Source organism: Paraburkholderia gardini (assembly GCF_907164575.1).
In the GTDB taxonomy this organism is placed as follows: domain Bacteria; phylum Pseudomonadota; class Gammaproteobacteria; order Burkholderiales; family Burkholderiaceae; genus Paraburkholderia; species Paraburkholderia gardini.
Map to the genome: position 1 here is coordinate 1 of NZ_CAJQYY010000039.1, position 20,888 is coordinate 20,888.

General features: G+C 61.3%; 25 protein-coding genes and 3 pseudogenes. 11 read left to right on the top strand and 17 right to left on the bottom strand.

Translation table 11 applies throughout. The annotated features are described in order from the left end of the window. The 4 genes and pseudogenes from LPA34_RS24640 to LPA34_RS24655 form a co-directional block, all read left to right on the top strand. On the top strand, positions 1–116 hold a 116-nt coding region (locus LPA34_RS24640; RefSeq protein ID WP_148092860.1), incomplete at its 5' end, for a 4Fe-4S dicluster domain-containing protein. Positions 117–175: 59 nt separating this feature from the next. Further along, positions 176–1,363 carry a beta-ketothiolase BktB gene (bktB, locus tag LPA34_RS24645; protein WP_228983404.1) on the top strand — a complete coding sequence of 396 codons (1,188 nt, stop codon included), beginning with the start codon at positions 176–178 and terminating at the stop codon, positions 1,361–1,363. A gap of 34 nt (positions 1,364–1,397) precedes the next feature. Then, positions 1,398–2,243 (top strand): annotated as a pseudogene (locus LPA34_RS24650) (3-hydroxybutyryl-CoA dehydrogenase). Between the two features lie 102 nt (positions 2,244–2,345). After that, the gene (locus LPA34_RS24655) at positions 2,346–3,008 is read left to right on the top strand and encodes a type II toxin-antitoxin system HipA family toxin (protein WP_228983405.1); all 663 of its coding nucleotides are present in this window, start codon (positions 2,346–2,348) and stop codon (positions 3,006–3,008) included. Positions 3,009–3,159: 151 nt separating this feature from the next. On the opposite strand, the gene LPA34_RS24660 is transcribed toward LPA34_RS24655, so the two are convergent. The 3 genes from LPA34_RS24660 to LPA34_RS24670 are packed head-to-tail and all read right to left on the bottom strand — an operon-like array spanning position 3,160 to position 6,010. After that, complete coding sequence (locus tag LPA34_RS24660; protein WP_228983406.1) at positions 3,160–3,930, bottom strand: ATP-binding cassette domain-containing protein; 771 nt, start codon at positions 3,928–3,930, stop codon at positions 3,160–3,162. Next, positions 3,930–4,922: an ABC transporter permease gene (locus LPA34_RS24665; RefSeq protein ID WP_407672619.1), complete on the bottom strand. Its 993-nt coding sequence runs from the start codon at positions 4,920–4,922 to the stop codon at positions 3,930–3,932. Before LPA34_RS24665 ends, LPA34_RS24660 begins: the two co-directional genes overlap by 1 nt. A gap of 8 nt (positions 4,923–4,930) precedes the next feature. Continuing rightward, positions 4,931–6,010, bottom strand: a complete 1,080-nt coding sequence (locus LPA34_RS24670; protein ID WP_228983408.1) for a sugar ABC transporter substrate-binding protein — start codon at positions 6,008–6,010, stop codon at positions 4,931–4,933. 342 nt (positions 6,011–6,352) lie between these two features. Between LPA34_RS24670 and LPA34_RS24675 the strand changes: the two genes are divergently transcribed. Next, a complete protein-coding gene (locus LPA34_RS24675) occupies positions 6,353–8,095 on the top strand; it encodes an IlvD/Edd family dehydratase (RefSeq protein ID WP_228983409.1) in 1,743 nt (580 codons plus the stop codon). 150 nt (positions 8,096–8,245) lie between these two features. Here the strand turns inward: LPA34_RS24675 and LPA34_RS24680 are convergent. The 8 genes and pseudogenes from LPA34_RS24680 to LPA34_RS24715 form a co-directional block, all read right to left on the bottom strand. Next, positions 8,246–8,323: pseudogene (locus LPA34_RS24680) on the bottom strand (3-oxoacyl-ACP reductase); the annotation flags it as partial. A gap of 104 nt (positions 8,324–8,427) precedes the next feature. After that, on the bottom strand, positions 8,428–9,180 hold the full coding sequence (locus LPA34_RS24685) for an SDR family oxidoreductase (protein WP_228983410.1): 753 nt from the start codon (positions 9,178–9,180) through the stop codon (positions 8,428–8,430). 248 nt (positions 9,181–9,428) lie between these two features. Then, entirely contained in the window at positions 9,429–9,809 is a 381-nt protein-coding gene (locus LPA34_RS24690) for an SRPBCC family protein (protein WP_228983411.1), read from the bottom strand. Positions 9,810–9,933: 124 nt separating this feature from the next. Further along, complete coding sequence (locus LPA34_RS24695; protein ID WP_228983412.1) at positions 9,934–10,425, bottom strand: VOC family protein; 492 nt, start codon at positions 10,423–10,425, stop codon at positions 9,934–9,936. A 122-nt stretch (positions 10,426–10,547) separates the two neighbouring features. After that, positions 10,548–11,276, bottom strand: coding sequence for a FadR/GntR family transcriptional regulator (locus LPA34_RS24700; protein WP_228983413.1), 729 nt, complete (start codon positions 11,274–11,276; stop codon positions 10,548–10,550). A 214-nt stretch (positions 11,277–11,490) separates the two neighbouring features. Beyond that, positions 11,491–11,853, bottom strand: coding sequence for a nucleotide pyrophosphohydrolase (locus LPA34_RS24705; protein WP_228983472.1), 363 nt, complete (start codon positions 11,851–11,853; stop codon positions 11,491–11,493). 11 nt (positions 11,854–11,864) lie between these two features. Beyond that, positions 11,865–12,359 (bottom strand): hypothetical protein, encoded by a 495-nt coding sequence (locus tag LPA34_RS24710; protein ID WP_228983414.1) that lies wholly within the window; start codon positions 12,357–12,359, stop codon positions 11,865–11,867. A gap of 70 nt (positions 12,360–12,429) precedes the next feature. Beyond that, positions 12,430–13,413 (bottom strand): aldo/keto reductase, encoded by a 984-nt coding sequence (locus LPA34_RS24715; protein ID WP_228983415.1) that lies wholly within the window; start codon positions 13,411–13,413, stop codon positions 12,430–12,432. 151 nt (positions 13,414–13,564) lie between these two features. Here LPA34_RS24715 and LPA34_RS24720 point away from each other — a divergent pair, with 151 nt between their 5' ends. Beyond that, entirely contained in the window at positions 13,565–14,464 is a 900-nt protein-coding gene (locus LPA34_RS24720) for a LysR family transcriptional regulator (RefSeq protein WP_228983416.1), read from the top strand. Between the two features lie 51 nt (positions 14,465–14,515). On the opposite strand, the gene LPA34_RS24725 is transcribed toward LPA34_RS24720, so the two are convergent. Together LPA34_RS24725 and LPA34_RS24730 are read right to left on the bottom strand one after the other, a co-directional pair. Continuing rightward, a complete protein-coding gene (locus tag LPA34_RS24725) occupies positions 14,516–15,520 on the bottom strand; it encodes an aldo/keto reductase (protein WP_228983418.1) in 1,005 nt (334 codons plus the stop codon). 72 nt (positions 15,521–15,592) lie between these two features. Next, a complete protein-coding gene (locus LPA34_RS24730) occupies positions 15,593–15,919 on the bottom strand; it encodes a carboxymuconolactone decarboxylase family protein (RefSeq protein WP_228983420.1) in 327 nt (108 codons plus the stop codon). A 155-nt stretch (positions 15,920–16,074) separates the two neighbouring features. Between LPA34_RS24730 and LPA34_RS24735 the strand changes: the two genes are divergently transcribed. The 3 genes from LPA34_RS24735 to vapC all read left to right on the top strand — a co-directional run bounded on the left by LPA34_RS24735 (position 16,075) and on the right by vapC (position 17,936). Beyond that, positions 16,075–16,968, top strand: a complete 894-nt coding sequence (locus LPA34_RS24735) for a LysR family transcriptional regulator (protein WP_228983423.1) — start codon at positions 16,075–16,077, stop codon at positions 16,966–16,968. A gap of 327 nt (positions 16,969–17,295) precedes the next feature. Continuing rightward, positions 17,296–17,526, top strand: coding sequence for a type II toxin-antitoxin system VapB family antitoxin (gene vapB, locus LPA34_RS24740; protein ID WP_228983425.1), 231 nt, complete (start codon positions 17,296–17,298; stop codon positions 17,524–17,526). Further along, positions 17,526–17,936, top strand: a complete 411-nt coding sequence (gene vapC, locus LPA34_RS24745) for a type II toxin-antitoxin system tRNA(fMet)-specific endonuclease VapC (protein WP_228983426.1) — start codon at positions 17,526–17,528, stop codon at positions 17,934–17,936. The genes vapB and vapC overlap by 1 nt, the downstream gene beginning before the upstream one ends. 16 nt (positions 17,937–17,952) lie before the next feature. Here vapC and LPA34_RS24750 read toward each other — a convergent pair whose 3' ends face one another. Together LPA34_RS24750 and LPA34_RS24755 are read right to left on the bottom strand one after the other, a co-directional pair. Next, the gene (locus LPA34_RS24750; protein ID WP_228983428.1) at positions 17,953–18,186 is read right to left on the bottom strand and encodes a hypothetical protein; all 234 of its coding nucleotides are present in this window, start codon (positions 18,184–18,186) and stop codon (positions 17,953–17,955) included. Positions 18,187–18,277: 91 nt separating this feature from the next. Beyond that, complete coding sequence (locus tag LPA34_RS24755; RefSeq protein ID WP_228983432.1) at positions 18,278–18,745, bottom strand: Lrp/AsnC family transcriptional regulator; 468 nt, start codon at positions 18,743–18,745, stop codon at positions 18,278–18,280. A 136-nt stretch (positions 18,746–18,881) separates the two neighbouring features. Here LPA34_RS24755 and LPA34_RS24760 point away from each other — a divergent pair, with 136 nt between their 5' ends. Further along, the gene (locus LPA34_RS24760; protein WP_228983435.1) at positions 18,882–19,511 is read left to right on the top strand and encodes a LysE family translocator; all 630 of its coding nucleotides are present in this window, start codon (positions 18,882–18,884) and stop codon (positions 19,509–19,511) included. 43 nt (positions 19,512–19,554) lie between these two features. On the opposite strand, the pseudogene LPA34_RS24765 reads toward LPA34_RS24760, so the two are convergent. Beyond that, positions 19,555–19,725: pseudogene (locus tag LPA34_RS24765) on the bottom strand (DUF1289 domain-containing protein); the annotation flags it as partial. A 159-nt stretch (positions 19,726–19,884) separates the two neighbouring features. Between LPA34_RS24765 and LPA34_RS24770 the strand changes: the two are divergent. Further along, positions 19,885–20,205 carry a YnfA family protein gene (locus LPA34_RS24770; RefSeq protein ID WP_228983437.1) on the top strand — a complete coding sequence of 107 codons (321 nt, stop codon included), beginning with the start codon at positions 19,885–19,887 and terminating at the stop codon, positions 20,203–20,205. Positions 20,206–20,357: 152 nt separating this feature from the next. On the opposite strand, the gene LPA34_RS24775 is transcribed toward LPA34_RS24770, so the two are convergent. Further along, on the bottom strand, positions 20,358–20,873 hold the full coding sequence (locus LPA34_RS24775; protein ID WP_228983440.1) for a DUF1993 domain-containing protein: 516 nt from the start codon (positions 20,871–20,873) through the stop codon (positions 20,358–20,360). Positions 20,874–20,888: the final 15 nt, after the last annotated feature.

The window sequence follows — 20,888 nt, forward strand, 5'->3', positions numbered from 1 at the left end:
TGATCAATGCGCAGAACTGCGTGCACTGCAAGACGTGCGACATCAAGGACCCGACGCAGAACATCGTGTGGGTCACGCCCGAAGGCGGCGGTGGGCCTAACTATCCGAATATGTGAAGCGCGAGGCGGACTCGACAAGACAGTCCGCGTGCACCGTTTGAGTCAAGGAGTGAAAGATGCAAAGAGAAGTCGTCGTTGTTAGCGGTGTGCGTACGGCCATCGGCAAGTTCGGTGGCAGCCTGAAGGATTTGCCGCCGACTGAACTCGGCTCGCTCGTCGTGAGGGAAGTGTTGGCGCGTGCCGAAGTGAAGGGAGACGACGTCGGACATGTTGTGTTCGGCAACGTCATTGCAACAGAGCCGAAAGACCTGTACCTGGCGCGTGTTGCGGCACTCAATGGTGGTGTGTCGGAAGCGACGCCGGCCTTCACCGTGAATCGCCTGTGCGGCTCAGGTCTGCAGGCGATCGTCTCTGCCGCTCAGACAATCCTTCTCGGCGACGCCGACATCGCGATCGGCGGCGGCGCGGAGAACATGAGCCGTGCACCTTACATTACGTCCGACGTGCGCTTTGGCGCAAGAATGGGCGATACGCGTCTCGTCGACATGATGCTCGGCGCGTTGAACGATCCTTTTCATGCGATGCATATGGGCGTTACCGCCGAGAATGTCGCAGCGAGATACGGCATCACACGCGAGCAACAGGACGCGCTCGCAATCGAATCGCATCGCCGCGCGGCCCACGCAATCACAGAGGGCCGCTTCAAGGAGCAGATCCTGCCTGTCACGCGCAGGGTGAAGGGCAAGGAAATCGCATTCGATACCGACGAGCACGTGCGTCATCAGCTCGATCCGGATGAGTTTGCACAGCTTCGTCCCGCGTTCCAGAAGGCCAAAGGCACCGTGACGGCGGGCAATGCGTCCGGTCTCAATGACGCGGCGGCCGCCATACTGATGATGGAGCGCGAAACCGCGCGGCAACGTGGCCTGAAGCCGCTGGCGCGTCTCGTTTCGTATGCGCATGCGGGCGTCGATCCGCGCTATATGGGAATCGGTCCGGTCCCCGCTACGCGCATCGCGCTTCAGCGCGCCGGTCTACGAATCGAAGACCTCGACGTCATTGAGGCAAACGAGGCCTTCGCGGCACAAGCATGCGCGGTCAGTCAGGAATTGCAATTCGACCCGGCCAGGGTCAATCCGAATGGGTCGGGGATTTCACTTGGACATCCGATCGGCGCGACGGGTGCATTGATTACCGTGAAAGCGCTTTATGAGCTGCAGCGGATCGGTGGCCGCCATGCGCTTGTGACCATGTGCATTGGCGGTGGACAGGGCATTGCCGCCGTGTTTGAGAATATGCAGTAGCGCGACGCACTGCATCGGGAGAAAGAAAATGGTGATGAAAATCGAAACGGTTGGGATCGTCGGAGCGGGCACGATGGGCAACGGTATCGCCCAGACTGTCGCGATGGGGGGCTCAGGGCGGTCATGATAGACATCCACGAGACTGCGCTGGAAGCGGGTATGGCGACATTGGCGGGTAGTCTCGAACGACTCGTATCAAAAGGCAAAATCGATGCAGCCGCGCGTGACAATGCGCTCGCCCGTATCGAAACGTCGACTGACTATCAGCGTCTCGCTGATGTCGATATCGTGATCGAAGCAGCCACGGAAAACGGCGAACTGAAAAACCGTATCCTGCGACAGATCGAAGCCGCGGTCCGGCCCGATTATTGCGTCGAACACGTCGTCGATTTCGATCACCACACTCGGTGCGACGCTGGCGGACCCATCGCGCTTCATCGGCATGCACTTTTTTAATCCGGTGCCGCTGCTTGCGCTAGTGGAAATCATTCGTGGTTTGCAGACCAGCGCTGAAACCGAAGCAGCCGTACGCGAGCTCACGTTGCGTCTCGACAAGTCGCCGGTCGGCGTCAGGAACTCCCCGGGTTTCGTGGTCAACCGGATTCTCGTGCCCATGATCAACGAGGCGTTCTTTGTGCTGGCCGAGGGCGTGGCCACGGCAGAAGAGATCGACGCGGGCATGCGCCTCGGCGCAAATCACCCGATCGGCCCCCTGGCGCTCGCCGATCTGATCGGTCTGGACGTCTGCCTGTCGGTGATGGATGTTCTCTTCAATGACTTTCGCGATTCGAAATACCGTGCGTGTCCGTTGCTGAGGGAATACGTAGCCGCCGGGCAACTCGGACGGAAAACGAAGCGCGGTGTGTATCAGTACGGCTAGATTCAGCCGCCTGTCTGGCCCTGACTTCCCTGAAGATCGACAGGGCCGGCCGGGACTGTCGTTCGATAATCGTTAGGCCTGCTGCCGGTCCAATGCCGGCTCGTGAAATTCCAGGGCGAGTCCGAGCACAAGGAGGTGTGCGCCATTGAGGCAACCTATGCCTTACTGGCACGGGACTGTGGTCTGGATATGCCAGAAACTGCCTGGTTTGATGTGGATACGAAGCTGGCAGCTTTCGGTATCGCCCGTTTTGATCGCGAAGGTAGTCGGCGTGTGCCGGTCCATACCGTTGCCGGTGCGCTAAACGCCAACTTTCGCGTTCCGTCGTCCGTGGACTACACGTCCATGCTGCGCCTCACAGGTTTCATGACGCGCGATGTCCGCGAAATCCTTAAGGCTTACGAACGCTGCGTGTTCAATGTGATCTTTCACAATCGCGATGATCACGCGAAGAATTTCTCCTTCCGCATGAACGATCGCGGCCACTGGCGGTTCTCTCCGGCCTATGGCCTGACCTTCAGCGAAGGTCCGGGCGGTGAACATCAAATGGATATTTGCGGCGAGGGCCGCACGCCGGCCAAAGCCGATCTGCTTAAACTGGCAAGCCAGACGAACATCAAAAGGGTGGACGCCATCGCCGCCATCGAGCGCATCAGCGCCGTCGCAGCAGACTTCACCAAAACCGCCAGGCGCTTTCCGATCCGGAAGGCAACGGTCGAACAGATCGCAAAAAAAATCGACACCAACCGGAGCCGCATGGCCTGACATTCAGGCGATGGTCCAGGCCTGACGCGACGAGCCTGCGGGGTGCATCAAGCCAGAACTGACGGGCGGTGCCTTCGACGTGCGGGCGAACCCGGGCGCGGGTGATGGTGAATACGAGACTCAACCGAAGGCGCGGGCGTGAAGGCAGGTTTCAGTTCGTCGTGGCGCGCATTGCCCGATACTCGCGGCGCACGATATCCATCAGCTCCGCGACCGACGTGCTTGCGGCTTCCCGCTGATAGGTCACGCGGCCACGCTGCATCAGCATCACGCGATCGGCGATATCGAGCGTCTGTGCGTAGTTGTGCATGATCATGATGATGGACAGGCCGCCTTTCTCCTTGAGCCGAAGGATCAGGTCGATAATCAGCCCTGCCTCGCGTGCGCCCATTGCGGCGAGCGGCTCGTCGAGCAGGAGTATCTTCGCATTCGAATTGACCGCGCGCGCAACGGCGATTGCCTGTCGCTGCCCGCCGGAAAGCTGCTCGACCGGCAGATCCACCGAAGGGACATGTACACCGATTTCCTCGAGACATTCCGCGGCGCGGGCACGCATCGCGCGATTGTTCAACAGCCTTATTGGACCGCGACGGATGATCTCGCGGTTCAAAAACATGTTGTGGTAAATACTGAGCGAATTGGCGAGTGCGAGATCCTGGTACACGCACTCGATGCCAAGCGAACGGGCATGATCGACGGAACGCAACAACGTTTCCTCGCCGCCCACAAAAAGCTTGCCCGTGGTCTGCTGATGAAACCCGGTCAGGATCTTGATCAGCGTCGACTTGCCGGCGCCATTGTCGCCAAGCACGCCGAGAATCTCGCCCTGTCTTAGCGTGAGCGAAACGCCGTCAAGCGCGGTGACCGCGCCGAAACGCTTGACGATGTCTTCGCCGCGCAGCGCCTCGATCACTTCGGCCATCACAACTCTCCCTTGCGCGCGAGACGAACGACGTGAATGTTGAAGATCATCGCGCCAAGGATCGCCGCGCCAAGAATCATGTTGAACGTGAAGGCATTGATCCCGATGAGCGTGAAGCCATCGTTGAGGATGCCGAGCACCGCCGCGCCAATCAGCCCGCCGATGATCGTGCCCGAGCCGCCGGCAAGCGGCGTGCCGCCAATCACGGCGGCGGCAATCGCGAGAAACATGATCTGGTTGCCGCCCGCCTGCGGATCGATCGACGTGATGCGAAAGCCTTCCAGGATGCCGGTAAAGCCCGCAAGCAACGCGGCAAGGATGAAGTTGCCGAGCTTGAGGCGGCTGACATGTATGCCGGCTTCACTCGCGCCAAGTGGATTGGCGCCGGACGCGATCGTATGTAGTCCCCAGCGCGTATAACGAAGCAGGACGTGCATCATCGCGGCAATCGCGACCGTCCAGATGATCTCGCTGTAGCCCCAGCCGCCCATGAATGCCGCAAAAAAGGTTGAATCCTCCGGCGGCGCAACCGGCGTGCCGCGTGAAATCGTCAGCGTGAGACCATTGACGAAAAACAGTGTGCCTAACGTCGTGACGAAAGAGGGGATGCGAAGATACACCGTTACCGCGCCGTTGATCAGGCCGACCACGCCGGCGGCGAGAACACCGCTCAGCAACGAGAGCCATGGGGGCAGGCCTGCTTCGTGCGCGAAGTGCATGATGAACGGCGCAAATGCAAAGACCATCCCGGCCGAAAGATCGATCTCGCCGCCGATCATCAGCATGATTTCGCCAAACGCAATGATCGCCACCGGAGCGATGAACTGCGAGAGATTCTGAAGGCTTGCGCTCGTCAGCAGAAAATCATGATTGACGGTTTCAAAGTAAATGCTAAGGATGAGCGCGACCGCGAAGATGCGAATCTCGCTGGAACGCCCGAGCGCGCCAGACCAGCGCCTCGGGCGTTTGGCGGATTGAGTGGTATCCGTCACGGATGACGTCACCCTTTGATCGCACCCGTACGTGGCACGATCTGGGCTTTGGTGCTCTTGCCCTCATAACGTGTCGAGGTGGTCAGGTAAGGATCGACCGTGCCCTTCGTGACGAACTTCAGACCCGTGTTGATGTTGGCGGGTCCAACAAGGCCACCGGAGGCAAGGAAGGTGAACGCTTCGACCACGGTATAGAAACCCTGAACGTACGGCTGCTGGTCGATCGTGAAATCGAGGAAGCCGTCATGGATCAGGTCGACCGTGCGTGGCAGCAGATCGAAGCCGCCGCCATGAACACCCTTCGATGGCAGACTGGATTCCTTCATGACCTCCGCAACGCCCTGCGTGCTGCCCGCATCGACCGCGAACATGCCTTTGAGGTCCTGATGGCCCAGATAGAATGATTTGATCTTCGATAGTTCTTCGTTGACTGTCGCGCCGGTTGCGATGGTCTGCACGTCGATTTTCTTGCCCGACTTCTTGATGGCCGCGACCGCGCCGTCAAGCCGCGGCTGGATGTTGAGCTGGCCAGGCGTCGCGATGAAGAGCGCGACGAGGCCGCTATCGATCAGGCTCACGATGCGCTCGCCCATCTGGTAACCCGACAGGTACAGGTCCTGTCCGATATACGCAAGACGCGGATTCGTCGAACCCGAAGGTGCATCCGCGTTATAGGCAAAGACGGGAATGCCGGCATCGAGCGCGGCCTGGATCGGTTTGTCGAACGCTCTTGGGTCGACGATCGGCACGGCGATCGCGTCGGCCTTCGCGGCCACCGCGGCGTTGACCGCGTTCACCATTTCGGCGATGTCGGCGTTGGCCGAACCGGTCCACTGATAATCCATGCCGAGCAGGGCAGTGGCGTCCTGAATGCCGTATTGCGTCGGAACGAAAAACGGATTCGTCGTGACGTGGTTGACGAAAACGATCTTCCAGCGCTTGTGCGCGGGAAAGGATCCGCCTTCGGCCGCCTGCGCCGGCGTGATCGCGCCACCTAGCAGTGCAAGTGCGGCAGACAGACCCGCACCCTGCAGCAGCCCGCGACGCATGCCCTGGACTTCACCTTTGTCTTCTTTGTCTTGCGCCATCTCAGTCTCCTGTCTTTCAGTTATCAGACACTTCACTGTGCATGACGGCGCAGGCCGGAAAAGCACCGTAGCCGGGCATCACGTCCTGAATGAACCCCGCGGGCATGCGCACACGCATGGCAACGTTGCCGAAAATCCTATATCACGCCCTTTTACCTATTAATCGATGTATACCCTTAACTAGTCCGACTAATTAACCCGCGCGGTGCGCCAGAGGTCGTGGAAGTACGGAGAGCTGTGCAGCACAGCACGTTTATGACGGAGCGCCTGGTCGACATGATCTTCACGAAGCGCCACTTGAATAGTATTACTATCGAGGTGCTTTCAAGGAGGAGAAGGGACATGAGCCAGGGAAAACGCCCACTACGCTCTGCACAATGGTTCGGTTCGGCCGACAAAAACGGCTTCATGTACCGGAGCTGGATGAAAAACCAGGGCATTCCCGATCACGAGTTCGGCGGAAAGCCAATTATTGGGATCTGTAATACGTGGTCCGAGCTGACACCTTGTAACGCACATTTTCGAAAGCTTGCCGAACACGTGAAGCGCGGCGTGCTGGAAGCGGGTGGTTTTCCGGTCGAATTCCCCGTGTTTTCCAACGGCGAATCGAACCTGCGTCCCACGGCCATGCTGACGCGCAATCTCGCGAGCATGGACGTCGAGGAATCGATACGCGGCAATCCGGTCGACGCGGTCGTGCTGCTCGTCGGTTGCGACAAGACCACGCCGGCGCTTTTGATGGGCGCGGCAAGCTGCGACGTGCCGGCGATCGCCGTAAGCGGCGGCCCGATGCTCAACGGCAAGCATCAGGGCCGCGATATCGGTTCGGGCACGATCGTCTGGCAATTGAGCGAGCAGGTGAAGGCGGGCAAGATCTCGCTGCATGATTTCATGTCGGCCGAAGCCGGCATGTCGCGCTCCGCGGGCACCTGCAACACGATGGGCACGGCGTCGACAATGGCATGCATGGCAGAGGTGTTGGGCGTCTCGCTTCCCCACAACGCCGCGATTCCCGCCGTGGATGCGCGCCGCTATGTTCTCGCGCACATGTCGGGCATGCGCATCGTCGAGATGGCGCTCGATGATCTGCGTCTGTCGCAACTGCTTACGCGTGAAGCGTTCGAAAATGCGATTCGTGTGAATGCGGCGATTGGCGGTTCGACGAACGCGGCGATCCATCTGAAGGCGATCGCGGGGCGCATCGGCGTAAGTCTTGAACTTGACGACTGGACGCGCATCGGTCGCGGCACGCCGACGCTCGTCGATCTGCAACCGTCAGGGCGTTATCTGATGGAGGAGTTCTATTACGCGGGCGGCCTGCCGGCGGTGGTGCGTCGCCTTGGCGAGGCTGGGCTTTTACCGTATCCGGATGCACTGACTGCGAACGGTCATTCGCTGTGGGACAACTGCAAGGACGCGCCGCTTTACGACGACGCAGTGATCCGCCCGCTCGACAAACCCGTGTTCCCCGATGGCGGGTTGTTCGTGCTGCGTGGCAATCTCGCGCCGAACGGGGCGGTGCTCAAACCTTCAGCGTCGACACCCGCGCTGCTCAGGCATCGTGGACGCGCTGTCGTGTTCGAGAACCTGGAGGATTACAAGGCGCGCATCGGCGCGGCCGATCTCGACGTCACGGCCGATTCCGTGCTGGTGTTGAAGAACTGCGGCCCGAAGGGATATCCCGGCATGGCCGAAGTGGGCAACATGGGACTGCCGCCGAAATTGCTGGCGCAAGGCGTGACCGACATGGTGCGCATTTCCGATGCCCGTATGAGCGGCACCGCGTACGGAACGGTGGTGCTGCACGTGGCGCCCGAGGCGCGCGCGGGCGGCCCGCTTGCAGTGGTTCAGGACGGCGACTGGATCGTACTGGATTGTGATGCGGGGCGGTTGCATCTCGACATAAGCGACGCAGAACTGTCTACGCGGCTTGCAGCGTGGCGCGCGACGCACAGGGACGATCCCGCTGACGCAAGCGGCTACCGGCATCTGTACGTAGAGCACGTCCTGCAGGCGGACCAGGGGTGCGATTTCGATTTCCTGGTGGGTTGCCGGGGCGCCGAGGTGCCCCGACATTCGCATTGACATGCGTTACCCGCGTGGGCGAATCCGCGCGGGATCCATCTGGATATCCGGATTCCATGGCTGGTTTCTGCGTGTGCGACACAACAGTCGCTGCGTGGGGCGGTCGTTACTTCCTGGACGCCGAACGGCCATCTGCGGACCCTCATCCCAGCGAAACGCCTTGACGACTTCGGCGCCTATGCCCTGCGATGCGCCGGTAACGACGACAACCTTTTGTGACGTGCTCATGCTTGACCCAGGAAATTATTGCTCGGCTGCAACGCCGATCGGGCTGGCAGCCCAGATCAAGGCAAATGAAGGTGCGTTGATTCAGGTTTCGCCTTAACCGGCGATCAACCCTCTTTCGCCTTTGCCAGCCACTGGTCGAGACTGACGCGACCGATCCGCGCGTCGCCGAGCGGCACGAGCGACTGTTCCTCGACACGGCCACCGTAGTACCGCGCCTCGCGATCCGTCACCACCGGGCGTGGGTCGCCTGCCGACTTCAGATAACGCGCGACAATCTCCGCGAAGGGCGCACGGTCTGGGCCGGCGATTTCGATCGTGCCGTTCAGTGGCGCGGCGAGCGCGATCTGCGCGAGGATCGCCGCGACATCGTCCGCGGCGATCGGCTGAAACAGTCCGTCGCCGATCCGCACCGTGCCGCCGTCCGTGCCGAAATCCGCGATACCGCCGATGAACTCCATGAACTGGGTCGCGCGCACGATTGTGTATGGCACACCCGCTGCTTCGATCACATCTTCCTGCGCGACCTTGGCAGTGAAATACGCGTTCTCCTGCGTACGGTCGCAGCCGACGATGGATAGCGCGACATGATGGCGTACTCCCGCGGCCACTTCAGCCTTGCCGAGATTGCGCGCCGAGGTGCGGAAGAAGTCGAGCACCGCCTGCGGCTCCCATGACGGCGCATTGGTCACATCCACTACGACGTCCGCTCCCGCGAGCGCGTTGCCCAGTCCCTCGCCGGTGACGGCATTCACGCCGCTACGTGGCGACGCAGCGAGCGCTTCATGGCCCGCCTCGCTGAGCAGCGTGACGAGGCGCGACCCGATCAGGCCGGAACCACCCATTACGACTATCTTCATGTCAGTTTCTCCAGAGGAAAAAACAAGGAACGCGCGGGCACGCCTGGCAGGAGTTGTATTGCGTGAAAGTGTTCGCCGCTGTCCCATCGCGTGAGGCCATTGTGGAAGAATCATGCTCTACTGAGAAGTGCCAGGAATTGTCGATTCGACTAGTCCATGTCGTTTGCGCTCCCCTGGCCTGCCTGAAGCGCTGGGCCCGATGATCATTCAGGTATAAACCTGACTCGCGCGATTCCGCATCGCCAGGATTACTCCGCTTCCAGCAGTTCTTTCAACGTGTTCAGGTCGCGCATGACCCATCCCGCGTCGGCGGCGAATTTTTCGTCGCTCATCCCTGGCACGCGGAACAGCGTGAACAGCATTTCGGTACCCGTGCCATTTGCGATTACGCGCATTGGCACGTAAATCTCGCTGCCGTCTGGCAACTCGACGTAGTGATCGAGCACGCCGTATGCGTTGGGTTCGGTGAAGCGAATCTTTACGGGGCCATTCTCGCCCTCGAATCGCCACACGGTTCCTTCGTTGCCGAGCGGCTTGCCGAGCCCCGATGCCCAGCGCGCGAACGAGGCAGGCGGCGCCGTGAAGTCATATACGTCCTGCGGGCTCCGCTGGATCGATATGCTGATCATTTTCGATTCGGCCGTTTGCATCGCGATGTCGCCAGGCTTGCCTCAAGCGTTCGAATGAATACCGTGTTGTTGAATCTCATGCAGATGCGGATACTCAAATATCATCGCGTGCGCGCCATCAACTTCAGGATATGTTTCGGCCCAGCCGTGCCGCCTCTATCGCGGCGATGTCGATCTTTTGCATGGTCATCATCGCGTCGAATGCGCGCCTGGCCGCCGCGCGATCGGGGTCGCATATCGCCGCGGTGAGGGCGCGCGGGGTGATCTGCCATGACAGTCCCCACCGGTCCTTGCACCATCCGCATGCGCTTTCCTGGCCGTCATTGCCGACGATCGCATTCCACAAGCGGTCGGTTTCGGCCTGGTCGTCGGTCGCGATCTGAAAAGAGAAGGCCTCGTTGTGCCTGAAATGGGGGCCGCCGTTCAGCCCGAGGCAGGGGATGCCGACGACAGTGAACTCGACCGTCAGGACATTGCCCTGCTTACCGGCGGGATAGTCGCCCGGTGCGAGGTGGACGGCGCCGACAGTGCTGTCGGGGAATGTTTCGGCATAGAAGTTTGCGGCGTCAAGGGCGCCTCCGTCGTACCACAGACAGATCGTGTTCCTGCTGATCATTTTCGTGTCTCCTGAAGAGGGTTTGACATGCGCCCGATGTCCCGCGGATGCCCAGGATGCCCGATTCTCGCAACGCAGCATGCATCGCGAACGTCAACCGCTGAATCCGGATATCCGGATATTCACGCAGTGTCGCGGTTGGCGATTTCCAGAATGCTCTCGGCGTCGGCACGCGCGTTGTCGAGCTGGACGAGGCTCGCATGGCGCGCGCCGAGCGCGTCACGACTCTGGATCGCGGTGAGGATCGCCTTGTGGCGCGGCAGGGACAACGTATGCGTGTCGGGATGCCGGCTTGTCAGCTTGATGGATTCCGATAGCGCGAGCGAAAGCATGTTGCCGATATAGCCCAGCAGATCGTTGTGCGTAGCGGCCATGATGGCGCGATGAAACTTGAGGTCGGGGTCCAGCAACGCGCTGGCGGTTTCCGCATTTTCCATCTGCTCATAGGCCGACGCGATGTGCTCGAGGTCTTCGCTCGTCGCCGAGGCTGCGGCGAGCGCGGCGGCAGCGGGTTCGATAATGCGACGCACCGTCAGCAGCGAGCTGAAGAATTCGCCTTCCGGCACGCTTTTGATCGTCCAGTACAGCACATCGGGATCGAGCATGTGCCATTCCGCGCGCGGCTTCACGACACTGCCGACACGCGGCTTCGAGACAACCAGTCCTTTGGCGACGAGCACACGTGTCGCTTCGCGCAACACGGGGCGGCTCACGCCATAGCGCTCGCACAGCATCGCTTCAGCGGGCAGGCGCTGACCGGGCTGCACCTTGCCGCCCACGATGTCCATGCCGAGGTCCTGCACGATGCGGCCATGCAGACTCTTGCGTTCCTGCAGATGACGATAGTCCATGGTTGGCGATTGCGCTTTTGCGTGGCCTCTCTTCCGCGACGACCTGTACAGCGTTCGAGGTCATATCCGGTTCGCTGTCTCGCTGCCGGCGCGGTTCGAAGCCTGTCTCGCGAAGCTCCGTTGCGTGATCAAGCATAGCACGCGATTTTCCGGGCTGAGCCTGCCGGCGACGGGTGCGTCGTGCCCAGCAATGGCAACGGGTTTCGCGCGGGCTTTATTCCCTGTCGTCGTATTCGGAGTATTTTCGTGCGTCGCCACGTACCTTGTCGGCGGGATATTTTGTACGGTTGATTGCCATCTTTTCGAGCACGGCGGCGAAGAGATCGACATCCAGCTTGTCTGCGAGACGAACGAGATACACGAGAACGTCAGCCATTTCGTGCCGGATGGCGGTGAGCTTCGCATCGCTCAACTCGCTCCTGTCACCGGATACAAGCCACTGAAAAGGCTCCAGCAATTCGCTTGCCTCGACGCTGAGTGCTGTCGCGAGATTCTTTGGCGTGTGAAATTTGTCCCAGTCGCGCTCGCTGACAAACTCACGAACGAGTTCGCGCAGTTCCATCAGGTCATTTTGCATTTCGGCGTTTTTCACACTGCTTCCTGTGGCATGTCTGGAATGATCGCTCCGTGCGCACCCTGCGCATGGGGATGCTCGCAGTCGTCTCGCAGCAGGCCGCGGATCGGGCCTGGCGTGGCGACATATCCTTCGATGTTACAGCGCAGTGCGCGCGATGACCGTCTTACCCGGCGGGCATTTGCAGCAATGCACGAGCGGCGTATTCGTTTAGCCCGTAACGGGTGCTTCGCGGGCGGCAGCGGAGGAGGCGGGCACGAGGCACAGTGCGCAAAGCAGGCTGCCCACGCCAAAAAGCGCAATGACCCACCCATCGGCCAGGGCGAACCGTCCGCGAAGATGCCGACCATCGCCGAGCCCAGAATGCCTGTGCCGTACTGGATTGCGCCGATCAGCGCCGACACCGCGCCCGCACGTTCGGGCCAGTTCGACAGCGCGCCGGCAATCGGGTTGGTCACGATAAAGCCCGCGGCGGATACGAACAGGAAGGGCGGAATGACAAGACCCATCAGGCCGCCCCAGCCGGTCCTCGCGTCGAACGCCAGCAGCGTACCGGCCGCGGTGAATACCCACGATAAATCAGCGATCGACGCGCTGCTGGATGTGAGCCGGGTAGCGATCGCCCACCACGGTGATCTGTTGCAGCGCTGCTTCGATGGCGGCGAGATCGCTAGCCGACAGATCGACCGCGGCGGCACCGACGTTCTCGCTCAGGCGATGCAACTTCGTCGTGCCGGGAATCGGCACGATCCAGGGCTTTTGCGCCAGCAGCCACGCAAGCGCGATCTGCGCGCGCGTCGCGCCGCGGTCGGCGGCAATCTGGCCGAGTACGTCGACGAGGCCCGCGTTCGCCTTGCGGTTCTCCTCGGAGAAGCGCGGCACGACGTTGCGGAAGTCGGTCTTGTCGAACGCCGTCGCGGCATCGATCGCGCCCGTCAGAAAGCCCTTGCCGAGCGGGCTGAACGGCACGAAGCCGATGCCCAGTTCCTCGAGCGTCGGCAGCACTTTCTGCTCCGGCTCGCGCCACCACAGCGAATACTCGCTCTGCAGCGCCGCTACCGGCTGCACGGCGTGCGCCCGACGGATCGACTGCGTGCTGGCCTCGGACATGCCGAAGTGCTTGACCTTGCCTTCCCGGATCAGATCCCTGACCGTGCCGGCCACGTCCTCGACCGGTACGTCCGGATCGACGCGATGCTGGTAGAACAGGTCGATGCGATCGGTTTTCAGACGCTTCAGCGAAGCCTCGGCAACCGCACGGATACGCTCGGGGCGGCTGTCGAGCGGCTTTTTCGAGTCGCCGTCCTGGAAGCCGAACTTCGTCGCGATGACAACCTGATCCCGGATCGGCGCGAGCGCTTCGCCGACGAGTTCCTCGTTGACGAACGGACCGTAGCATTCGGCAGTATCGAAAAACGTGACGCCCTGTTCGAACGCCGAGCGGATCAGTTTGATGCCTTCGGACTTTTCAGTCGCCGGGCCGTAGCCGAAGCTCAAGCCCATGCAGCCAAGGCCGATCGCCGATACTTCGAGGCCGCTGTTTCCAAGGTTGCGCTTTTGCATGATGTTTCTCCTTTCGAATCGCCGCGAACGAACGGTTGGCGTTTGCCGGGGCGGTGCCTGTCAGGCGGTTGAGCAGGATTGAAGCTTAGGCCGTTGTGTTTCTCTCAACAATCCAGCTAGACTTGCACGAGGTGTTGAGGAAAATTCATCTATGCTGCGCGCCGGCCTGTCTGAACTGACTGCTTTCGTTGCGATCGCCGAACAGCGGAGCTTTCGCGCGGCTGCCCGCGTGCTCGGGGTTTCGCCTTCGGCGCTCAGCCATTCGATGCGTGGGCTCGAAGCGCGCCTCGGCGTGCGGCTCTTCAATCGTACGACGCGCTCTGTCGCGCTGACCGAAGCGGGCGCGCAGTTGCTGCGGCGCGCGGGGCCCGCGATTGCCGACCTCGAGGACGCAGTGAACGAAGTCGCTTCGGCGCGCAACCGGCCGTCGGGCTCGATTCGCATCAGCGCGTCGGAATCCGCGGCGCGGCCGATCATTCGCGAGGTTCTTCCGGATTTTCTGGCCGCCTGTCCCGATATCCACGTCGAGTTCGTCGTCGATACACGTCTCGTGGATATCGTCGCCGACGGTTTCGACGCCGGCATACGCGTTCTCGAGGACGTGCCGCGCGACATGATCGCCGTGCGCTTCGGTCCCGACATGCGCTTTGCCGCCGTGGCCTCGCCGGACTATCTGTCGCGTCACCCCGCGCCGAAAGCGCCGCACGACCTCGCGCAGCACCGCTGCATCCGGTTCCGTTTCGAGAGCGGCGCGCTGTATCGCTGGGATCTCGAACATCGCGGCAAAACCGCCAGCATCGACGTCGATGGACCGATGACGCTCGGCAATCTCAATCTGATGGTCGAGGCGGCGCTCGCCGGCATCGGCATCGCATGGGTGACGGAACATCACGTCGTGGCGCATCTGGCGTCGGGCGAACTGGTTCATCTGCTGCCCGAGTGGAGTCCTTCCTTTCCTGGTCTATGCCTGTATTACCCCGCGAACCGGCACCCGCCGACAGCCTTGAGACTGTTCGCGCAGGCCGTGCGCGACTGGGCCAGCACCCGGTAGCAACATCTTGCCCAGACCGCGGCATCGCGCGCGAACGCCCAGGCGCCGCGTTTAAACGACGCGCCGTCCTTCGACCGGATAACCCGGATCGGTGTAACCCGGCGTCGACGCGTGACCCGGCGTCACGAGACTGTCGACGAGTTTTTCGTCGTCGGGGCCGAGTTGCAGCTGTAGCGCTTCGACGTAGCTGTCCCATTGTGCTTCGGTGCGCGGTCCCGCGATCGTCGAACTGACGAGCCGGTTCTTGAGCACCCACGCGAGCGCGAATGCAATCGAGGTCGTGCCGCGCTTCGCCGCGTGAGCTGCGATGGTTTGCGCGATCGCGAGTGATTCCGGCCGCCACTCGGTCTGCTGGATGCGCTTGTCGCCGCGACCTGCGCGCGAATCGGCGGGCGGTGGCGCGTCGGCCGCATATTTGCCACTCAGCACGCCGCGCGCAAGCGGGCTGTACGACACGACACCGAGGCCGTAGTGCGAGGCCGCCGGCAGTTGCTCGACTTCCGCCGTGCGGTCGACGATGTTGTAGAGCGGCTCGCTCGCGACGGGCCGGTCGATGCCGGACTGATCGGCGAGACGCGCCATCTCGGCGATACGCCAGCCCTTGAAGTTGGACACGCCGAAATAGCGGACCTTGCCCTGACGGATCAGGTCGCCGATGGCGCGCACGCCTTCTTCGAGCGGCGCATCGGCGAGCGCGCGGTGAAAGTACAGGATGTCGATGTAATCCGTGCCAAGACGCTTCAGACTCGCTTCGACGGACTGGATGATCCACTTGCGCGATTGTCCCTGTTCATTGGGACCCTGCGACGTGGGATAACCGAATTTCGTGGCGATCACCCAGTTGTCGCGCCGCTCGGCAATCGCGCGCCCGACAATCTGCTCGGAGCGGCCAGCGTGATAGACGTCGGCCGTATCGATGAAATTGACGCCCTGATCGTATGCCTTGTCGATGATGCGTTTCGATGTTGCCTCGTCGGTCTCGCCGCCGAACATCATCGCGCCGAGACACAGCGGCGAAACCTTGAGGGCGCTCTTTCCCAGATACCGGTAATCCATTCTTGATGCTCCATGCAGGGTAGACCTGCGCCAGAAAATGCCGCGAAAAAGGTTGGGGCTGAGGCTGACGTGTCAGACCCTGCGTTCCTCGAACACGCGTCTCGCGATGGCGAGCGCCGTACTGGCAGTGGGCCAGCCCGAATAGAACGCGAGATGCGTGATTGTCTCGATCAACTCGTCGCGGGTGATGCCGTTATCGAGCGCCTTGCCGAGGTGATAGGGCAGTTCGGTGGTGCGATAAAGCGCGACGAGGCTCGCGACGGTGACGAGGCTGCGCTCGCGCGGCGAAAGGCCGGGGCGCTGCCAGACATCGTCGAACAGGACCCGGTCGGTGTAATCCGCGAGGGCGGGTGCCAGGTCGCCGAACGCATCGCGCGCGACAGTGGACTGCTGGGTCATTTCAGGTCATCTCCAACGCAGGTCGGGGTTGCGGTCCGTCACGCGAAAGCCTTGCGCGCGGGCCAGTTCGATCGTCTACAGCACGCAATTTACTGGCTGCCGGAGCATGTGACTAGACGGTAGAATCGGCAAACTCTTATGAATGGGGCTCATGAATGGCACGCGAAAATCTTAACGACCTGCTGGCGTTCGTTGCCGTGGCGCGCGCGCAGAGCTTTACGCGGGCGGCCGCGAAGCTGGGCGTGTCGCAGTCGGCGCTGAGCCATACGATCCGCGGACTTGAATCCAGGCTCGGGCTGCGGCTTCTGACGCGCACAACACGCAGCGTTTCGCCGACGCCGGCGGGCGAGCGGTTGCTGGCGACCGTCGGGCCACGCTTCGATGAAATCGATGAAGAACTGGCGGCGCTGACCGAACTTCGCGACAAACCGGCGGGCACGATCCGCATCACGACAGACGAGCACGCCGCGTCCACCATCCTTCAGCCGAAACTGGCGCGACTGTTGCCGGACTATCCGGACATCAAGGTCGAAATCGTGGTCGATTTTGGTCTGACCGACATCGTGGCGCAGCGCTACGACGTGGGCGTGCGGCTCGGCGATCAGGTCGCGAAAGACATGATCGCCGTGCGCATCGCACCGGATATGCGCATGGCGGTGGTTGGGGCGCCGTCGTATTTCGCGAACCGGGCGCGGCCGAAAACACCTCAGGATCTGACCGGCCACAACTGCATCAATTTGCGGCTACCGACGCATGGCGGCCTGTTCGCATGGGAATTCACAAAGGCGGGACATGAGGTGAGGGTGCGCGTCGAAGGTCAACTGGTGTTCAACGGAACGAATCAGATGTTGCAGGCCGCGCTGTCCGGTTGCGGGCTTGCCTACATTCCAGCTGATCTGGCACTGCCGTATATCGACGAAGGGCGGCTCAAGCCGGTGCTCAAGAACTGGTGTCCGGTCTTTCCGGGCTATCACCTTTACTATCCGAGCCGCCGCCAGTCTTCACGCGCACTGGGCGTGCTTGTCGACGCGCTGCGATATGTTCGTTAGCTTAATTAACGCAACTAACGGTCAAGCCCTTCCTGCCTCTGCGGATTGGGTCGACGTGCGAGGCATGAAGGACGTGAACCGCGGCACAAGGCAAAAGCGGTCTGGCAGGAAGGGGGTAGTCTGGCTAGTTTCCGATTGCCTCAACTCACTCCGGCACGCTGGCGGATACCCCGTAGTACAGGCGTTCGGTCGTGATATCGCGGAAGAAGCGCCCGACCATGTTCAACCATGATGCCGGGGGGAGTGAAGTGCATCTGATCGGTATATCGCATATCCACACGCACCCAGTAATTGGATATACATTCGACATATCCCAGGGAGCCCATCGTGGAACAAGGTGCCATCTTCAAAAGCAACCGCAGCCAGGCGGTACGCCTGCCAAAATCCGTGGCGCTTCCTGACGATGTCAAACGGGTCGACGTGGTGGCCATCGGTCGCATCCGCATACTCACCCCTGCCGGAGAATCCTGGGATAGCTGGTTTGATGGCGAAGGAGTCAGCCCGGACTTCATGTCCACACCCAACCAGCCCACCGATCAGGAGCGCGAGGCGTTTTGATGCTCAAGTACATGCTCGATACGAACATCTGCATCTTCACCATCAAGAACATGCCTCATGAGGTTCGCGAGGCGTTCAACCGCTACCACGGCCAACTCTGCATTAGCACGGTGACCTTGATGGAGTTGGTTTATGGTGCAGAGAAGTCTGCATCGCCGGAGAAAAATCTGACTGTCGTCGAGGGTTTTGCCGCCCGCCTGGACGTCCTGGATTACAACCACGAGGCTGCCGCACATAGCGGCCAGCTCAGGGCCGAACTGGAAAAAAATGGCAGGCCGATTGACCCCCACGACCAGATGATCGCCGGGCACGCCCGATCTCAAGGCCTGATCCTGATAACGAATAACCTTCGCGAGTTCGACCGGGTACCCGGTCTACGGGTTGAAGACTGGGTACACGCGGGTCGGTAATCTGTCCGGCAGTGCCCTAGCGGTTGCCGTCAAGCAGATCGCCGAGGAGTCCATCGAATGCGGCCTGCGCGTCCTCGAGTTCCTGCAGCGCTGCATCGAAGGTCTGCAAGGCCATCTGCGAGGGACGGCCATCGCCCGCAGGCGGAAATTGCGATTGCAACGATGTGAACGCTGTCTGTACCTTCTTCGTTGCGTTGAGCACGCGCTCCATCGCGCTGCTTTCTTCGGCTCGCGCCTGTTCGTGGTTCATGAAAACTCCGAGGTTCATCTGGTAAAAATAGTTGGCCGGTGCGCACTATGCCATGGGTCGATGGCGGGCGCAGCCGTCCGTGGCAACAGGCTCAGGGCAGCGGCAGGCCGCCGTTTGCCTTGATTTCCCGCAGCGACAGCGACGATTCCACGGACGTCACACCTGGCAGACTGCGTAGCTGATCGCGCATGAACGTGCCGTAATCGTCGAGATCGCGCGCGACGACCTGCAGCACGTAGTCTGCGCTGCCCGACACGTTATGACACGACAGGATGCGCGGGATCGCAAGGATTTCGCGCTCGAAACGCGTGGCGACCGCCCTGTCGTGCACGGCAAAGCGCACGTAGACAAACGCGACCACGCCGAGCCCGAGCGCCGCGCGCGAAAGCATCGCGCGATAGCGTTCGATGTAGCCGTCGTTTTCGAGGCGCTTCAACCGGCGCGCGCAGGGCGTTTCGCTTAACCCGACGGTTTCGGCGAGACGCGCGTTGGACATGCGTCCGTCCGTTTGCAGCGCGGCCAGGATGGCGCGATCAATCTTGTCGAGATCGTTGCTCATGTGTGGGTGAAAAACGCTATCAATGTGAAAAACGATAGTTTAATACACCATTGCGGTGCGTTGTTGCCACGAAAATCGCCAGCAATCGCTCCCGCGGCGATAGCAAGATAGACCCCTGGAAAACGCGAGGTTCATCATGGTTTCAGCGCATCTGATGGTCGTTTTTGTTGCCGCACTGGCTGTCGTCTACGCTGTGCCCGGGCCGGACATGGCGCTCGTCATGCAGACGAGTATCGGGCGCGGTACCCGCAGCGGTTTTGCGGCGGCCGGCGGTCTGGCGATGGCGCGCGCCACGCACGTCACGCTGTCCGCATGTGGCGTCGCCGCGCTGTTGCGCAGTGCGCCGTGGCTTTATGAGGTCGTCCGGTATGGCGGCGCGGTGTATCTCGCGTGGATTGCGATCCAGATTTTCAGGTCGCCGGTTTTCGCATTGCCGGCCGGAGGTGTGGCGGTATCCGGGCAGCGTCCGCTGCACGCGGCGTTCGTCAAGGGGCTGCTGACCAACCTGTTGAATCCAAAGGCATTGCTGTTCTGCTCGGTGTTGCTGCCGCAGTTTGTCCGGCCCGAGGCGGGGCCGGTCGCGGCGCAGGTGGTGGAACTGGGTGTCGTGCTGTTGATCATGGGCGCATGTTTCGATGCGGCCTGTGCAGTCGGTGCCGCGCGGATTGCGAACTGGATGCGGACTCATCCGCTCGCACAGACCGTTCAGCGCTGGACGTTTTCTGCCGCGCTGGTCGGCTTCGCACTGCGACTGTCGCTTGACTGAGTGGCAAGAGCGGTGCGACGTGAGAGCCCGTCCAGCCGACCTGCTGTTTCAGCTTCAACTTACGGCGTGGCCTGTCGTCGATGATCTTGCGACAGTGTTTGTCCTTCATCTTCTTCCAGTTCTTGCATTCAGCGCGCGTGCGAAGGCAGCCAATGCACAGGCCGGTCTTGTCGTCGAACTTGCAGATATCGACGCAGGGAGATTGAACGGTCATGAAACACCGGGCAGATTGGGGATACGCTGACTTTCGCATGCGTATCGCACCGCCCGCAAAGTGATTGTGTTAATAAAGGCGACAGGCCGGCCAGCGTTGCTCCGATGCAGCGCCGCGTCTGCCTGCCGACGCATCACACTCATCACCGCACGCTCATCGATGAAGACGTTCCTGCTCTATGCCGTGACCGCCGTCGCGGAGATCGCTGGTTGCTATCTGCCGTGGCGCTGGCTGAAAGAAGGCGGCTCGGCATGGCTGCTCATACCGGGCGCGCTGAGTCTGGCGCTGTTCGCCTGGCTTTTGACACTGCACGGCACAGCGGCGGGGCGCGTGTACGCCGCATATGGCGGCGTGTATGTCGCGGTCGCGATCCTGTGGTTGTGGGTCGTCGATCAGATTCGGCCGACGCTGTGGGATATCGCAGGCGTCGCGGTGACGCTCCTCGGCATGAGCATCATCGCGTTCCAGCCGCGAATATGACCGGCGGCGCATGACGCGCGCCGCGAGTCATGTCGTGCTTCAAATCCTGCGTCAGGTCTTGCTTCAAGCCGGTACATGACCCACGCGCGCGTATCGAAGCGCGCGGCAACGCATCGAAACGCGTCGCCGCTGCCTGCATGGGCAGCTTTACATCAGCCGGCCGGGTCGCGTCCGAGAAAATCGAGCTTGCCCAGTTCGACGCCGCTATGACGCAGGATGTCGTAAGCGGTTGTCGTGTGAAAGAAGAAGTTGGGCAATGCAAAATGCAGCAGATAGTTAAGGCCGACGAACTCGACCGCCCCCGAGCGCATCTTGAGCGTGATCGGGCGTGCTTCCGAACCGTCGATCTGCTCGGGCTTGAATTCCTTCAAATAATCAATCGTCTTCTGGATACGGGCGTCGAGTTCGTCGAATGTCTGTTCGAAATCTTCGTACTTCGGCGCTTCGACACCGGCGAGACGCGCGGCGCAGCCCTTTGCCGTATCGGTCGCGATATAGACCTGACGCTGCAACGGCAGCATGTCGGGGAAAAGGCGGCCGCCAGTGAGCACGAGCGGATCGATCTGCTTTTCCGCCGCATGCGCTTCGGCCTTGCCGAGAACCGCCTGCAGGTTCGTGAGGCCGCGCACGAGTACAGGCACGGATGCTTGATACATTGAAATGGACATGGGAGGTTCCTTTAA

Excerpts from the sequence above, each read along its gene's own strand:
- bktB (WP_228983404.1), top strand. The coding sequence starts at position 176 with ATGCAAAGAGAAGTCGTCGTTGTTAGCGGTGTGCGTACGGCCATCGGC.
- LPA34_RS24660 (WP_228983406.1), bottom strand. The coding sequence starts at position 3,930 with ATGGCCGAAGTGATCGAGGCGCTGCGCGGCGAAGACATCGTCAAGCGT.
- LPA34_RS24670 (WP_228983408.1), bottom strand. The coding sequence starts at position 6,010 with ATGGCGCAAGACAAAGAAGACAAAGGTGAAGTCCAGGGCATGCGTCGC.
- LPA34_RS24675 (WP_228983409.1), top strand. The coding sequence starts at position 6,353 with ATGAGCCAGGGAAAACGCCCACTACGCTCTGCACAATGGTTCGGTTCG.
- LPA34_RS24685 (WP_228983410.1), bottom strand. The coding sequence starts at position 9,180 with ATGAAGATAGTCGTAATGGGTGGTTCCGGCCTGATCGGGTCGCGCCTC.
- LPA34_RS24690 (WP_228983411.1), bottom strand. The coding sequence starts at position 9,809 with ATGATCAGCATATCGATCCAGCGGAGCCCGCAGGACGTATATGACTTC.
- LPA34_RS24695 (WP_228983412.1), bottom strand. The coding sequence starts at position 10,425 with ATGATCAGCAGGAACACGATCTGTCTGTGGTACGACGGAGGCGCCCTT.
- LPA34_RS24700 (WP_228983413.1), bottom strand. The coding sequence starts at position 11,276 with ATGGACTATCGTCATCTGCAGGAACGCAAGAGTCTGCATGGCCGCATC.
- LPA34_RS24705 (WP_228983472.1), bottom strand. The coding sequence starts at position 11,853 with ATGCAAAATGACCTGATGGAACTGCGCGAACTCGTTCGTGAGTTTGTC.
- LPA34_RS24710 (WP_228983414.1), bottom strand. The coding sequence starts at position 12,359 with ATGGGTCTTGTCATTCCGCCCTTCCTGTTCGTATCCGCCGCGGGCTTT.
- LPA34_RS24715 (WP_228983415.1), bottom strand. The coding sequence starts at position 13,413 with ATGCAAAAGCGCAACCTTGGAAACAGCGGCCTCGAAGTATCGGCGATC.
- LPA34_RS24720 (WP_228983416.1), top strand. The coding sequence starts at position 13,565 with ATGCTGCGCGCCGGCCTGTCTGAACTGACTGCTTTCGTTGCGATCGCC.
- LPA34_RS24725 (WP_228983418.1), bottom strand. The coding sequence starts at position 15,520 with ATGGATTACCGGTATCTGGGAAAGAGCGCCCTCAAGGTTTCGCCGCTG.
- LPA34_RS24730 (WP_228983420.1), bottom strand. The coding sequence starts at position 15,919 with ATGACCCAGCAGTCCACTGTCGCGCGCGATGCGTTCGGCGACCTGGCA.
- LPA34_RS24735 (WP_228983423.1), top strand. The coding sequence starts at position 16,075 with ATGGCACGCGAAAATCTTAACGACCTGCTGGCGTTCGTTGCCGTGGCG.
- vapC (WP_228983426.1), top strand. The coding sequence starts at position 17,526 with ATGCTCAAGTACATGCTCGATACGAACATCTGCATCTTCACCATCAAG.
- LPA34_RS24750 (WP_228983428.1), bottom strand. The coding sequence starts at position 18,186 with ATGAACCACGAACAGGCGCGAGCCGAAGAAAGCAGCGCGATGGAGCGC.
- LPA34_RS24755 (WP_228983432.1), bottom strand. The coding sequence starts at position 18,745 with ATGAGCAACGATCTCGACAAGATTGATCGCGCCATCCTGGCCGCGCTG.
- LPA34_RS24760 (WP_228983435.1), top strand. The coding sequence starts at position 18,882 with ATGGTTTCAGCGCATCTGATGGTCGTTTTTGTTGCCGCACTGGCTGTC.
- LPA34_RS24770 (WP_228983437.1), top strand. The coding sequence starts at position 19,885 with ATGAAGACGTTCCTGCTCTATGCCGTGACCGCCGTCGCGGAGATCGCT.
- LPA34_RS24775 (WP_228983440.1), bottom strand. The coding sequence starts at position 20,873 with ATGTCCATTTCAATGTATCAAGCATCCGTGCCTGTACTCGTGCGCGGC.